We start from the raw sequence: 12757 nt of genomic DNA, 5'->3' as shown, positions 1-12757 counted from the left end.
GCCGCCGACTTGACCCCTGCCCCGCCCAGCAGCTCGCGCCACCGCCCGGCGCTGTCGCCATCGGTCGCATCCACCGTGCGCGCATTCAGCGAAATCGTCCGCGCCCTCAGCCCCGCCACCGTCGTGAACACCCCCGGCGTCCCTTCGATCTTCAGCAGTATATCCTTGCCGCGTTGTGCCGCCATGTCGTCGTTCTCCTTTTTATCTCGAAGGGAACAGGCAACGGGCAACGGCGCTAATGCCAAGCCGTCGATCGGCTCTTGGTTGCGGCACACACTCCAGCCTACCACCCTGTTCCCTGTTCCCTGTTCCCTGTTCCCTGTTGCCTGTTGCCTGTTGCCTAAACCTCTTCCGTCACGGCCCGCACCCGCAGCACCGCATAGGTCCTCGCCTCGTCCGCCGCCGGAAACACGTCCGCAAACACGACACCCAGGCTGATCGCCCGCACCCCGTCCGCCTCAACCCGCGCGTCCGTCAGCCGCAGCCGCACCGCCGCCAGTACCGCCTTGGCCTCCTCGGTCCCACGAAAGCGCGACACGACCGTCAGCGTCAGCCGATGCTCCACGCCCCCGCCGTCCGCCCCAACCGGCCGGCTCTCGCACCGCCCGATCAGCAGATGCGGCAGCACCGGCTCCTGCGGCACCGCATCCCAGATCCGCGCCGGATCCCCCAGTAGCGCCTGCACCGCGACATCCTCCGACAGATGCGCGATCAGCGCCTTCTGCAGCGCCAGCTCATGCCCGCTCATCGGCTGCGCTCCAGCATCAGGATCGCACGACCACCCACCGTCTCGGTCGCCTGGATGCGCCAGTCGGCCCCGCCGAAGCGCAGCACCCGCCCGGCAATCAGCCTCGGGTCCGACCGCGTCTCCGCCGTCACCACCTCGACGGCCCGCAGCCCCCCCGGCTCGCTCTTCTCGCGCCGCCGCCGCGCCCCCAGCTTCAGCCAGGCGTGCCCTACCGGCTCATAGCTGACGGCCACCCCGCCATAGGGCGTACGGGATTCCACGGTCTCGAACAGGCCGGCCAACACCTTCATATCCGCACCACCCGATACGGCGCGATCCAGGCCTCGACCGGCGCGACCGCCATCTCCACCTCGCCCCGCTCATAGGCGCGCAGGGCCAGCATCAGGATCGCCAGCCGCAGCGGCGCCGGGCTGGTCGAGGTCAGGCTCAGCCCCACCTCTCCCTCCACCCGCGCCCGCGCCGCCTCAATCAAAGTGCCGATCAGCCCGTTCTCCGCCTCGTGCTCGACGCGCAGGAACAGCTTCGCCTCCGTCAGGCTGACGGGTGCTGTCATGGGGGTTCTCCGATGTTTGGTATTACGCGCCGACGTTCTCCCTCCCCTTGGGGGAGGGCAGGTCGCGCAGCGACCGGGTGGGGGCGGTTCGGCAAGCGGCAAGCGCCATTGTCTGCAGCCTGCCTTAGCCCTCCCCACCCGGCTTCGCCTTCGGCTCAGCCACCCTCCCCCGGAGGGGGAGGGGGACCGTCTCAGCTCATCACGTCGCGCTGAACTTCAGCACCTTGATCGCGTCGAAGTTCTGCACCCCGCCGCCGACCCGCTTGGTCGTGTAGAACAGCACATAGGGCTTGGCCGAATAGGGATCGCGCAACACCCGCACCCCCGCCCGATCCACGATCAGATACCCCCGCTGGAAGTCCCCGAATGCGATGGAAAGCGAGTTCGCCGCGATGTCCGGCATGGTCTCGATCTCGGTCACCGCATAGCCCAGCAGCGACGCCGTCTCACCGACCCGCGACGGTGGCGTCCAGATGTAGTTGCCGTCCACATCCTTGAACTTGCGCACCGTGGATACCGTGCGCCGGTTCATCACGAACCGCCCGTTCGGCCGATACTGGGCCTTGGGCGTATAGATCAGGTCGATCAGCCGGTCGGTCGGGTTGCTGGACGCCGTCGTCGCCGTGAACGCACCGGCGGCCCCCGACGCCACATAGCCGATCTGGCCCCAGGTCTGGGTCGCGTCGGCCACGGTCGTATAGCTCAGAAAGCCCTTGGGCTTGTTGATCCCGTCGCCGTTGACGAAGGCCTGAGTCTCTTGGGCGGCGAACGCATCCTCGACCTCGGCGGCCAGCCATTCGTCCAGGTCGATCATGGCGTCGTCCAGCAGGGACTGGGTCGCCGCCGGGCTGGCGTAGAGATCGGCCGACGGAAACTCCAGCAGCGCCAGGGTCGCCGGGTCCGTCTCCGGCCGGCCCGCCGTCTCCGCGACCCAGCCCGACACCACGCCCGCCGTCGACACCGGCTTGCGGAACACGCCCGAGCCCACGGTGCGCACCGTCGAAATCTCGCGCATCGGCGAGCCCGCCATCAGCCTGCGCTCGATCGCCCGCTCCGTCTCCGGCGGTACGACATAGCCCGCCGAGTTCGACGCCGACGACAACCCCGCCTTCAGCTCCAGCCCGAACGAGGCCCCCGTCTTCAGATACCCGTCAAACGCCTGTTTCACCTCCCCATCCGCGTAGGCGGATGGGGAGGACAGGTCGGCCCTGGCCGACCAGGAGGGGGCAGCACCGGCGACAGTCGCCGAGGCACCGATCTCGCGACGCCGCCCCTCACTCACCACCCGATCCAGCCGCGCCTGGGCCGCGCCCACCGCCGCATCGATCCGCGCCACCTTCTCTTCCAGCAGCACATCCGCCGACGCCTTCTTCTCGATCTCGTCCAGCCGGGCATCGTTCGCCCCTTTGAACGCCTCGAACGCCGCCATCATTTCATGCATGACGGCGCGAGCCCCCGAGTCCGCCAGAATTGGCGTGCCCGAGACGGTCTTGGTCTCTTTCATGGTCTCTCCGGTTTTCAGGAACCGCGGTTTGCGGTTAGGGTCCGGGCATGGATACGCTTGCCCGGAAAATCATCGACGCGATCCAGAACTCACTGGTCGGCGATCTGTTTTGGAAGCTGATTTGGCCGTTCGGCTACTTATGGGTGACCCTCACTGAAGAGGTCGCCTTTTCTCCCAGTCGCAGCCCTTTGCTGGGAGCTTATTTCATCGTTTTGTTGGCAGGGTTTTTTCTGATCTGGCTTCTCGGCACGATAGCCAAGACCGCGCCCCGCCCGATCTCGGTCCGCCACCTCAGCGACAGGGTGATCCGTCCACCCGAAAACGGCTTTGAGTCATGGTCTCAGCCACCTGCCGACGGACTTCGTCCCCCTCGTATCATGCGTCGGATCGTCGAGACGCTTGGTGGGTCAAGGTCGATATCAGAAGGGAGGTTTGCCTGGCTCTCACTCGCGTTCTTGATCGGCATTCTTGTATTGCCGATTAGCCTGGTGTTGTTCCCAAATTTCTGGTCCGAAGCTCACCCGGTCTTCGCGTCGGAACCCATACGACTGATACTGGTCCAAGCCTGCCTCTTCGTCCTTGTCGCATTCCAGATTCGTCAGTGGGCGACAGAGCAGAAGCGTCGCCTCTCCACTCAGGACCAGCCGTCCGTCTCCACCGCAATGTCGCCAGTCTGACCCGCCCAGGGCACGAGGGACCTCTCATGCGCGTCGCCATCTTCGCCTTCGCCTTGGTTATCACAGCCACCAGCGCCTCAGCCCAGACCCCGCCGCCTGCTCTCGCCCCCGCCTCCAACCCCGCCTACGCCGCCGACGTCGCCTCGATGGACGCCATCGTCGCCGCCCTCTACGCCAGCATTTCGGGCGACGCCGGCGTGGCCCGCGACTGGGACCGGTTCCGCAACCTGTTCCATCCCTCCGCCAGGCTGATGCCCACCGGCACGGACGCCCAGCGTCGGGGCACGCTGCGTCCCCTGACGCCGCAGGACTATGTCGATCGCGCCGGGCCCAGCCTGATCCGCGACGGCTTTCACGAGCAGGAGATCGCCCGTCGCACCGACCGCTATGGCCGCATCGCCCACCTGTTCTCCACCTATGAGGCCCGGCGCGCCGCGACCGACGCCCGACCCTTCATGCGCGGCATCAACTCCATCCAGTTGTTCGACGACGGCACCCGCTGGTGGATCGTCAGTGTCTACTGGCAGGCCGAGACCCCCGACCTGCCCCTGCCCGCCGACTATCTGCCGGAGGCGAACTGAGCGATGGCCGCGTCCCGCGCCACGGTCGCCAACATCCCCCTGACCCGGCTGGAGCGGGCCGTTATGGCCGCCCTGGCGCATGAACTACGGCACACCATCCCGGACCTCGCCACCCAGTTCGCCGAAGCAAAAGCCAGCCAGCGTCGAAACATGGCCTTCGGTGCCTATACCGGCCTGACCCTCGACCGCCCCCATCCCGCGACCACGGCGGACGGCCGGTTCGGCTCCGTCCACGTCATGATCGACGGACTTCAGGACGCCGTCGCCTTCCAGGTCCTGATGCGTCACGGCACAGTGGCCGCGCTTCAGGCCGACAGCTATGGCCAGGACACGCGCCCCATCAACTTCGACACCGTCGGCTTCGAACAGGTCTTCACCCTGGACGCCCAGGGCCGCTCCGTTCCGTTCGAGCCCCGGCCTTCCACCGACGACGAACGCCCACTCCGCCGCAGTCCGCCCCCGGCTTCGCGTCACACCCCGAACCCGGCCCAGCAGGCCGCACCGATGCGAGCGCCCCCGCAGCCGCAGCCGGCACCCCCGCCGCAGACCTACAAACCTCAACCCGCGTCGCTGGAACGCGACCGCGCCTTCACCTTTGGTCCCAACGGGGCCGTCTCCACGCCGCCGCCCATCCCGCCCGGCACCAGCTTTGGCAGCCGCATCTCCGACCTGCCCGACATCGCCAGTCTGGATGACAAGACCCTGCGCATCGGCCTGTGGGTCGCTATCGCCGTCGTCGCCTTCCTGCTGGTCACGATCTTCCAGATCGGCTGGGTCTTTGTCCTGGTCCCCGGCATCTGGCTGGCCCAGATGATCCGCCGCCCCGCCGTGCTGTCCGCTATTCGCAAGGCGCTCGTCGCCTGGCAGGCTTCGGCCCGAACCGCCGCCGCATCGGGCGATTGAATACGCCCGCCCCGGTCAGCGCGGGGCCAGCATGCCCCGCCGCCCGGCCGCGATGAACGCTCCAACCAGCATGGACGCCGCCGCCACGGCGATGACCAGCAGCGGATCCATGGCCGACAGCCATCCCAGATGCACCGCCACGCCCCAGATCAGCAGGATCGGCAGAAGCAGCGACATGGCGAACGCCGAGCTTTCCCACGACAGCTGACGCCACAGTTCGTCGTACAATCTCCACTGCTGAACCCCGATCACCCCGATCGTCAGCAACGACAGCCCGACCGCCGCGATCACCACGACGTCGGGCACGGCCCCGCTCGGTCCCGACCCGACAAGCGCCAGCAGCATGATCCCCAGCGCGATGGCCGACACCGAACTGCCCACCAGCATGTTGCGCATTTCGACCAGTTCCTCCCGGTCCGCGACGTTCAACACCCTGGCCCCCATGCCCGGCATCAGCACCCCGCCCAGGGTGAACAGGCCGGTCACCAGATAGACGACGCCCACCCCGCCAATCGCCACCTGTTCGACCCTCCAGCCCGGCTCGAAGCCCAGCCAGAGAAAGGCGGCCATGGCCCCTCCCCCGCCCAGCGCCCCCAGAACGAAGGCCAGCAACATCTTGCGGATCTTGGCTTGATCAAGGGTGGTCACAGCGTCTCCTCCGGTGTCCAGTCGTCGATGAACAGGCTCGGCACGGGCACCTCGAACAGCACCGCCATGCGCAGGGCCAGCGGCAGGCTGGGGTCGTATTTGTCCGTCTCGACCGCATTGATCGTCTGACGCGAGACACCCAGGCGGCGGGCCAGCTCACCCTGGCTCCACCCCTTCGCCTCCCGCATCTCCCGCACCAAATTGCGCACGCATTCCTCAACCTGCTTGTAAAGGGCTCTTTACAGGCAGGGGCCCAACTGTCAAGAGCTCTTTACAGCCTCGATGCGGCTGCCCGAAGCCCCCAGCACCACGAACCTCGCCCCCGGCAGCATCGGAAACGTCACCAGCGACACCTCCCACAGCTCGACCTCGACCAGCACCCGCAACCGCCCGTCCCGTCGCGCCCGATGGCTGCGGAACCCGATCGACAATCCGTCCAGTGCCCCGGCCCGGCTCAGCGCGCTCGCGAACCGCGCCTCGGCGGACCAGTCCATGATCCGTCCCTCGACATACAGTCCGCGCTCGTCCTCCTCGATCCGGTCCCAGGCCCCGACCACCGACCGCGCCTCGTGCTGATGCAGCATCCGCACCCCCTGCACGCCCGTCTTCGCCAGGCTGGCCGCGAACGCCCCCCTCGCCACCACATCCCCGTTCAGGTCCGCTACGTTCCAGAGCGAGGCATACCCCCGAATGCGCAGCCCCTCATCCGCGATCACATTCATCAGCGCCCCTCCAGCCGGGTCTCGATCCGCTCCACCGCCGCCCGCGTCGCCGTGCTCTGTTCCTCCAGCCGCGCCAGACGCTCGGCGACCAGCCTATGCTCCCCGACCCGCTCCTCCAGCGTGCCGATCCTCGCCGCCGCGCCGCCGGCCCAGACCAGTCCCCCGACCGTCTGCACCGTCAGGGCAATCAGCAGGGCCGTCGGCACGCGCCGGACTTGATGTTCGCTCATGCCCCCACCCCCGCCATCTGCCGCCGCTCCTCATTGGTCAGGAAATCCGCCGCCGATAGCCGCGCCCACAGTGCATCCCGCTCCGGCTGCAGCGCCGGCACCGCCTCCAGGTCCGCCTCGATACGCGCTCCCGCAAACCGTCCGCCCAGCCACCCCGTCAGCGCCCCCGCCGTCTTCCGCACCAGCGGCACCACCGTCCCGCGCCAGAAGGCGGCATTGGCCTCGCGATAGTTGGCATAGGTCGCATCGCCGGGAATCCCCAGCAGCTGCGGCGGCACCCCGAACGCCAGCGCGATCTCTCGCGCCGCCGCATGTTTCCCCGCGATGAAGTCCATGTCGGCAGGCGTCCAGCTCATAGGCTTCCAGTCCAGCCCGCCCTCCAGGATCATCGGCCGCCCGGCATTGGCGGTGCCCGCATGGCTTTCGCCCACCTGCGCCCGCAAGGCCTCGAACTGCTCCCCCGTCAGCCGCTCGCCGTCCCTGGCCCCGTAAACCAGCGCCCCCGACGGCCGCGCCGCATTGTCCAGCAGCGCCTTGTTCCAGGCCCCGCTCGCATTATGCACATCGATCGCGAACGCCGCCGCCTCCAAAGGGGAAAAGCCGTAGTGATCGTCCGTCGGATGAAACAGTTTCAGATGCATCACCGGCATCCAGCCATCCGCCTGACGCCCGATCCGCACCGACCGTCCGTCCACGGAATACTCATACCCCTCCGGCCAGCCCGCGCGTCCGGGAACGACCTTCATCCGGTCCGGTCGCAGTGCCCACAGCTCGTCCGGCTCACCGTCTCCGTCGCCATCCCCCGTCGCCTCGGCATAGGCATTCCCTGCGGTCTGTAAGGCTCCGTAAAGCCCCTCCAACCACTCCGCCCCAGACTGCTCCGGGTTCGGCTTGGCCAGCAACCGCGCCAGCGGATGATCGTCCGTCCTCACCCCGTCCACGAACACCGCCAGCGGCACCGACGCGCCCGCCTCCGCGATCATCCGCACACAGCGATAGGCCACCGCATTCTTGCCGAACCCCTCCGTCGCCAGATGCGCATAATCCCGCGGTGTCCACCGCGGCCGCCCGCCGTGCGAAAACGCGATCAACGGCCCGCTGCGGCTCTCCTTGGTTTCAGGCATGGCTCTACGCCGCCGACCCTCCAGGGGTCGTCGCCAATCGAACATGAGGATCTCCTTGCAAACCTCCTCCCCCACTAAGCGAGGGAGGAGTAATCAGTGGCTAGCGGCCGGCTGTATAGGTCCGGGTCTCCGCTCTTTCGGTCGCCGTGGCGGGTCGTATCGACTGGGCAAACGCGCGGCACGCGCTCGCGTCGCCGCTGTCACAAGCGGCCAGAACCCGATGCACCAGCACCGCGTCCGCGAAATGCGTACCGCGCACGCCCCCGCCGGACGATGATGCACTGGCCGTCGGGGCCGATGCCGTCGCGCTACTGCGTGCATAGGACGCCGCCGCCGCCCCGCCGCCAGACCCGGCCAGCGATCCAAACGAGGACACCGCCGTCACCGGCGTTTCCCAGTCGTCCATGGCCGTGATTCCGCCGTCGACGAAGGCCCAGGCCCCGCCGGTCGTCAGGCCAGACTCGATCGCACGGCACGCGCTCGCTGTCCCGCTGTCGCAAGCCACTTGGTCCTCCGCGCGGGCGACCACGATCCCCGCGACCGCACCGCCGGTGATCGCACTGATCTGTCCTGAACTGACGGAGGTCTCCGTTCGTCCCGTCTTGCCCTTGGCCAGATCATAGCCCGCCCTGGCATCGGCTGGAGTGGCTTGTTCGGTCCGACCCTCGCGACCCTTCTGCACCACGCCGCTTCGCCCTTGCGTATCCTGGCCGGCCTGCGCCGTGCCGACAGCGGCCATTACCGCGACCAGCGCCGCTGACCCTGCCCAGTTCACCCACGACGCCCTGAATACTGATCGTGTCATGTCGTCCTCCCATGCCCCCGGCCAGTACGACGCGCTCAAAGCTTCACCGTGTCGAGTCAATTCGACGAACGATGCTATGCGGACTTCACAGCCACCGCACGCTCGGCCCTGCCTTCGGGGCCGGCATCAGCTGCGTCACGCCCCAGACCAGGGCATCGGCCCGGTCCGGACTATGGCGATGCTCGGTGGAGCGCAGCGCCATCAGCTCTTCCTCCAGCGCCGGAAACGCACCGCAGTGCACGACCCGCCCCTGTTCATACAGCGCCGCCACCGGCTCGGCCCGCGCCACCTTGCCCCGGCTGGCATGCACCAGCTTGATCGGGACCGGACAGTCGGCATGGGCCAGAACGCCCCTCACCATCTCGCCGCCCTGATTGCTCTCGGCGACGACCGCATCGGCCCCGAACTCCTGCACCGCCGCCACGACCTTCCCGGCCCAGCCCTGCGGGCTGTGCCCCCGCACCGACCGGTCGGCCAACACATAGGCGACCCGATCCTTGCGCCCGACCACCACGATCCCGCAGGCATCGCCGCCCGCCGTCACCGGCGGATCGACCGCCACCACGATCCGGTCCAGTTTCGCGGGCCTCGCTCCCCGCGCCCGCGCCAGATCCTCGGCCCGGAACAGCGCGCCTTCGCTCTCGACGATCAGCCCCTCGATCTCCTGCGCCTCCAGCCGCGTCCCGGCATACAGCGTCTTCAGATGCGCCAGGAACCGAGGCGACAGATTGGCCGCATTGGCCGCCGTCGGCGCGCGATCCATCATCACCCCCTCCTGCGCCAGCAACCGTCTCAGCGCCGGCATCGGCCGGGGCGTCGTCGTGACCACCAGCCGCGGATCGTCCCCCAGTCGCAGGCCCATCCTCAGGGTGTCCAGAACCGCCTCCGGCTTGCGCCAGGCACAGAATTCGTCGGCCCAGGCATGGTGAAATTGCGGCCCGCGCAGACTGTCAGGATCTTCGGCCGAAAACGCATAGGCCACGCTTCCGCTTTCGGGCCAGACCAGTCGCTTGCGGCCCCCTTCCCAGCGCGGCCGATGTTTCGGCCCCGAGACGGCCTTCAGCCCCGACGGCCCCTCCACCATCACCTCACGCACGTCGTGCAAGGTCGCGCCCACCAGGGCGAACCGCAGGTTCTCCGTCTGGGCCAGCCAGCTGATCCAGTTGGCCCCGGCAAACGTCTTGCCCGACCCTCGTCCACCCATCAGCACCCAGGTCCGCCAGTCCAGTGGCGACCACAGCTGGTGGTCCAGCAGGTCAAATCTCGTCTGGCTCAGCTCGTGCAGTTGATCCGGTGTCAGTGCATCGATCCGCGGCCTTCTTTTCGAATCCGGCGTGGAGGCGAGCGAGGCGAGCGTCCAGTTCGTCTCTGAGCCGCTGCAGGGTTTCGGGGCTGTCGTCACGCTCATCGTCGCTCATGTGATCCTCTGCTGCATCGCGATCCGCGCCCGACCCGCCGCGCCTCGACGCACGACTGGCCTTCGCGGCATGGGTGATCCCGTCAGGCAGAGCCATGGTCGCCACGACCGGCATGGTCCGGGCCATCATTTCGATGGCGCGCACCTGCCGCGCCGCACCCAGGCTGTCACCCGGTTCGACCTTGGTCGCTGTGATGGCGTCCATCACTTGGTCGCAGGCCGCGATCAGCTTTTCGCGCCCGGCCTCGATCCAGGCTGCCGCGGCCGCCGCCCTGTCCTGATGTCCCGTCATGCCCAGACTCTACCGGACCAGCGTCCTCAGCCAGGCAGAACGGCTCCACTTTCCGGCAAGTCGTTATGGGTAAGAGGCTTTCTCCAGCCAACCCGACGGACAATCCCCGAACTTCCAACGAATGGACGCTACTACCGACAGGCAGAAACCTGCCAGTGCGCGGCCTGATGGCTCAAGCTGCCGTCTGACCCGCCAACCGCCCCGGCCCGCCACGATCCACGGCCCGCCGGTCCAGCCGCTCCGACATCACGCGCACCAGTTCCGCAACCTGGATCGGCTTGCCGCAGTGGTCGTCCATCCCGGCCTCGCGGCAGCGCTCGACCTGCTCGGGCTGCACATTGGCGGTCAGGGCGATGATCGGCGTCCGTGCCGCCACCCCATCCAGCGCCCGGATGGCTCGCGTCGCATCCAGCCCGTCCAGGACCGGCATGTGAACGTCCATCAGGATCAGGTCATAACCACCCAGACGCGCCGCCTCGACCGCCTCGACTCCATCGGCCACGGCATGAACCTCGACGCCCATACTGCCCAGGATGGCCGTAACCAGTTCCCGGTTGGCTGGGGCGTCGTCCGCGACCAGAATCTTCAGTCCCGACGACTGATTGTCGATGGTTGGTTCCTGCACCCGCCGCTCGGCGCGCCGCTCTCCGGCTATCAGAGGCACCTCGAACCAGAAGGTGGACCCCTCGTTCGTGCAGCTGTCGGCCCCGATCTCGCCGCCCATCATTTCGATCAGGCGACGGCTGATCGAAAGTCCCAGACCCGTGCCGCCATAAACCCGAGTGGTCGAATTGTCGGCCTGTGTGAATCGCTCGAACAACGTGGCGATCTTGTCCTGCGACACCCCGATGCCGGTATCCGTCACCGCGACCCGCAGCCGTTCACCGGTCCAGCCGACGTTAACGCTCACACTGCCCTTGGCCGTGAACTTCACCGCATTGGCCAGGAAGTTCAGCGTCACCTGACGCAGCCGCCCCTCGTCCCCGATCATGATCTCCGGCACCGCTGGATCGACCACAACCGCCAGCGCCAGCCCCTTGGCCTCGCACTGGGCCTCGACGATCGAGGCGGCGGCCCGCGCCATCGCCTCGGCCGAAAACGCCAGCGGCTCCAGCGTCACCGCTCCCGCCTCCAGCTTGGAGTAATCCAGAATGTCGTTGATGACCCCCAGCAGGGCATCGCTGGCCGTGGCGATCCGGTCCACATAGCGCCGCTCGGTCTCCGGCAAGGCCTCGCTGCTCAGCAACAGGCCCGAGAACCCCACCACGCTGGTCAGCGGGGTCCTCAGCTCGTGGCTCATATTGGCCAGGAATTCCGACTTGGCCCGCGCCCCTTCCTCGGCCCGGTCCCGCGCCGCGATCAGGGCGTCTTCCAGCGCCTTGGTCTCCGAGATGTCGCGGACCACATCGTGGAACTCGACCGGCCGGCCCTCGGCGTCGCGGATCAGCTTGGGATGCGCCTCCAGCCATACCAACACGCCGCCCTTTGACAGCCCGCGATAGGGGATACGCGGAGACGGCGCATCGGGTGCGGCTTCCACATAGTCCGCAAAAGCCTTCATCACCGGCGCGACATCGTCCGGATGCATAACCCTGGCGCAAGGTTCTCCGACCAACTCTTCCGCCGAGTAGCCCAGCACACCCTCGATCGACGGCGAGACGTACCGGAAGCGGCCATCTATGCCGTAGGTCGCGATAATGTCGGTGGCGTTGTCGGCCAGCAGCCGATACCGCATCTCGCTGGCCATGATGATTTCGTGGGCTCGCGCGGCTTCGGTGACGTCCTGAAAAACACCATACAGCGCCCGGGTCTGACCATCGGCCGCCACTTCCGGTCGACAATGGGAGGCTACGATCCTTTCCTCTCCATCGGTCCGGATCAGCCGCATCTGGAACGCGTCGGGCTTGCCACTCTCGATAGCCCTCGTGCACCAGTCCAGCACCGCCTGCCGGTCGTCCGGATGGTAGAAGGACACCGCATCATCAATCGCCGGATCGAAGGTCGCGGGATCCAGTCCATGGATGCGATAGACATGGTCCGACCAGCGCACGTCGCCGGTCTCGACATCGTACCGCCAGCTGCCGACGCCGGCCAGATCCTCGGCCAGCTTCAGCGTCTCGACCAGCTCCTGCTGCTCGCGCTCGGCGCGCACCGTCTCGGTCACGTCCTGCACGACCCCAAACAGGGCTACGATGCGGCCATGCTCGTCCCGCTCTACACGTGCCCGGGAGCGGCTGACGCGCTCTTCGCCGTCCACGATCAGCCTCAACCGCGTGTCATAGCCCTCGCCCGTCGTCAGCGCTCGTTCGATCAGACGCCGCCCTTCATCGCGATCCGCCGGATGATACAGGGGCCCCATCGCCGCCAGACTGGGCGTGAAGGTGCCCGGCTCGGTTCCATGGATACGGTAGACCTGGTCGGACCACTCCAATCCCTTGTCGATCAGGTCGTAACGCCAGTGCCCCAGTCCCGCCAGGGCCTCCGACATCTCCAGCATCGCCGTCTGCTCGGCCGCCTTGCGCAGCAATCCGGCCATATCCAGCTCGTGGCTGA

16 protein-coding genes are annotated in these 12757 nt (G+C 67.6%); 3 read left to right on the top strand and 13 right to left on the bottom strand.

The window, feature by feature from the left end; genetic code table 11:
* The 5 genes from JHC81_RS11160 to JHC81_RS11140 form a co-directional block, all read right to left on the bottom strand.
* A partial coding sequence (locus JHC81_RS11160) for a phage major tail protein, TP901-1 family (protein ID WP_292174563.1) occupies positions 1-185 on the bottom strand: 185 nt, incomplete at its 3' end.
* Between the two features lie 155 nt (positions 186-340).
* A complete protein-coding gene (locus JHC81_RS11155) occupies positions 341-748 on the bottom strand; it encodes a DUF3168 domain-containing protein (protein WP_292174560.1) in 408 nt (135 codons plus the stop codon).
* A complete protein-coding gene (locus tag JHC81_RS11150) occupies positions 745-1038 on the bottom strand; it encodes a head-tail adaptor protein (protein ID WP_292174559.1) in 294 nt (97 codons plus the stop codon). Before JHC81_RS11150 ends, JHC81_RS11155 begins: the two co-directional genes overlap by 4 nt.
* Complete coding sequence (locus tag JHC81_RS11145) at positions 1035-1301, bottom strand: head-tail connector protein (RefSeq protein ID WP_292174557.1); 267 nt, start codon at positions 1299-1301, stop codon at positions 1035-1037. The genes JHC81_RS11150 and JHC81_RS11145 overlap by 4 nt, the downstream gene beginning before the upstream one ends.
* Positions 1302-1500: 199 nt before the next feature.
* Entirely contained in the window at positions 1501-2805 is a 1305-nt protein-coding gene (locus JHC81_RS11140; protein WP_292174555.1) for a phage major capsid protein, read from the bottom strand.
* A gap of 47 nt (positions 2806-2852) precedes the next feature.
* Here JHC81_RS11140 and JHC81_RS11135 point away from each other — a divergent pair, with 47 nt between their 5' ends.
* Genes JHC81_RS11135 through JHC81_RS11125 form a run of 3 tightly spaced genes read left to right on the top strand, consistent with a single transcriptional unit; the run spans position 2853 to position 4966 of the window.
* The gene (locus JHC81_RS11135; RefSeq protein ID WP_292174553.1) at positions 2853-3482 is read left to right on the top strand and encodes a hypothetical protein; all 630 of its coding nucleotides are present in this window, start codon (positions 2853-2855) and stop codon (positions 3480-3482) included.
* Between the two features lie 26 nt (positions 3483-3508).
* Positions 3509-4063: a hypothetical protein gene (locus JHC81_RS11130; protein WP_292174551.1), complete on the top strand. Its 555-nt coding sequence runs from the start codon at positions 3509-3511 to the stop codon at positions 4061-4063.
* Positions 4064-4066: 3 nt separating this feature from the next.
* Positions 4067-4966: a hypothetical protein gene (locus tag JHC81_RS11125; RefSeq protein WP_292174550.1), complete on the top strand. Its 900-nt coding sequence runs from the start codon at positions 4067-4069 to the stop codon at positions 4964-4966.
* A gap of 15 nt (positions 4967-4981) precedes the next feature.
* Here the strand turns inward: JHC81_RS11125 and JHC81_RS11120 are convergent, their stop codons facing one another.
* From JHC81_RS11120 to JHC81_RS11085, 8 genes are all read right to left on the bottom strand, one after another.
* A complete protein-coding gene (locus JHC81_RS11120; protein WP_292174548.1) occupies positions 4982-5614 on the bottom strand; it encodes a hypothetical protein in 633 nt (210 codons plus the stop codon).
* Entirely contained in the window at positions 5611-5823 is a 213-nt protein-coding gene (locus JHC81_RS11115; protein WP_292174546.1) for a helix-turn-helix transcriptional regulator, read from the bottom strand. The genes JHC81_RS11120 and JHC81_RS11115 overlap by 4 nt, the downstream gene beginning before the upstream one ends.
* 51 nt (positions 5824-5874) lie before the next feature.
* Positions 5875-6336: an HK97 family phage prohead protease gene (locus tag JHC81_RS11110; protein ID WP_292174544.1), complete on the bottom strand. Its 462-nt coding sequence runs from the start codon at positions 6334-6336 to the stop codon at positions 5875-5877.
* A complete protein-coding gene (locus tag JHC81_RS11105; RefSeq protein WP_292174543.1) occupies positions 6336-6566 on the bottom strand; it encodes a hypothetical protein in 231 nt (76 codons plus the stop codon). Before JHC81_RS11105 ends, JHC81_RS11110 begins: the two co-directional genes overlap by 1 nt.
* On the bottom strand, positions 6563-7690 hold the full coding sequence (locus tag JHC81_RS11100) for a phage portal protein (protein WP_292174541.1): 1128 nt from the start codon (positions 7688-7690) through the stop codon (positions 6563-6565). Before JHC81_RS11100 ends, JHC81_RS11105 begins: the two co-directional genes overlap by 4 nt.
* A 100-nt stretch (positions 7691-7790) precedes the next feature.
* Positions 7791-8495 (bottom strand): hypothetical protein, encoded by a 705-nt coding sequence (locus JHC81_RS11095; protein ID WP_292174539.1) that lies wholly within the window; start codon positions 8493-8495, stop codon positions 7791-7793.
* An 85-nt stretch (positions 8496-8580) separates the two neighbouring features.
* The gene (locus JHC81_RS11090) at positions 8581-9903 is read right to left on the bottom strand and encodes a terminase family protein (RefSeq protein WP_292174537.1); all 1323 of its coding nucleotides are present in this window, start codon (positions 9901-9903) and stop codon (positions 8581-8583) included.
* A 473-nt stretch (positions 9904-10376) separates the two neighbouring features.
* On the bottom strand, positions 10377-12757 hold a 2381-nt coding region (locus tag JHC81_RS11085), incomplete at its 5' end, for a PAS domain-containing protein (protein WP_292174536.1).

Origin of the sequence: Brevundimonas sp., assembly GCF_016463295.1 — a bacterium.
Lineage (GTDB): Bacteria > Pseudomonadota > Alphaproteobacteria > Caulobacterales > Caulobacteraceae > Brevundimonas.
The sequence above is the reverse complement of the archived record's forward strand: the minus strand, read 5'-3'. Positions and strand labels throughout refer to the sequence as shown.

Excerpts from the sequence above, each read along its gene's own strand:
- JHC81_RS11125 (WP_292174550.1), top strand. The coding sequence starts at position 4,067 with ATGGCCGCGTCCCGCGCCACGGTCGCCAACATCCCCCTGACCCGGCTG.
- JHC81_RS11100 (WP_292174541.1), bottom strand. The coding sequence starts at position 7,690 with ATGCCTGAAACCAAGGAGAGCCGCAGCGGGCCGTTGATCGCGTTTTCG.
- JHC81_RS11130 (WP_292174551.1), top strand. The coding sequence starts at position 3,509 with ATGCGCGTCGCCATCTTCGCCTTCGCCTTGGTTATCACAGCCACCAGC.
- JHC81_RS11155 (WP_292174560.1), bottom strand. The coding sequence starts at position 748 with ATGAGCGGGCATGAGCTGGCGCTGCAGAAGGCGCTGATCGCGCATCTG.
- JHC81_RS11150 (WP_292174559.1), bottom strand. The coding sequence starts at position 1,038 with ATGAAGGTGTTGGCCGGCCTGTTCGAGACCGTGGAATCCCGTACGCCC.
- JHC81_RS11090 (WP_292174537.1), bottom strand. The coding sequence starts at position 9,903 with ATGAGCGTGACGACAGCCCCGAAACCCTGCAGCGGCTCAGAGACGAAC.
- JHC81_RS11105 (WP_292174543.1), bottom strand. The coding sequence starts at position 6,566 with ATGAGCGAACATCAAGTCCGGCGCGTGCCGACGGCCCTGCTGATTGCC.
- JHC81_RS11140 (WP_292174555.1), bottom strand. The coding sequence starts at position 2,805 with ATGAAAGAGACCAAGACCGTCTCGGGCACGCCAATTCTGGCGGACTCG.
- JHC81_RS11145 (WP_292174557.1), bottom strand. The coding sequence starts at position 1,301 with ATGACAGCACCCGTCAGCCTGACGGAGGCGAAGCTGTTCCTGCGCGTC.
- JHC81_RS11135 (WP_292174553.1), top strand. The coding sequence starts at position 2,853 with ATGGATACGCTTGCCCGGAAAATCATCGACGCGATCCAGAACTCACTG.
- JHC81_RS11095 (WP_292174539.1), bottom strand. The coding sequence starts at position 8,495 with ATGACACGATCAGTATTCAGGGCGTCGTGGGTGAACTGGGCAGGGTCA.
- JHC81_RS11110 (WP_292174544.1), bottom strand. The coding sequence starts at position 6,336 with ATGAATGTGATCGCGGATGAGGGGCTGCGCATTCGGGGGTATGCCTCG.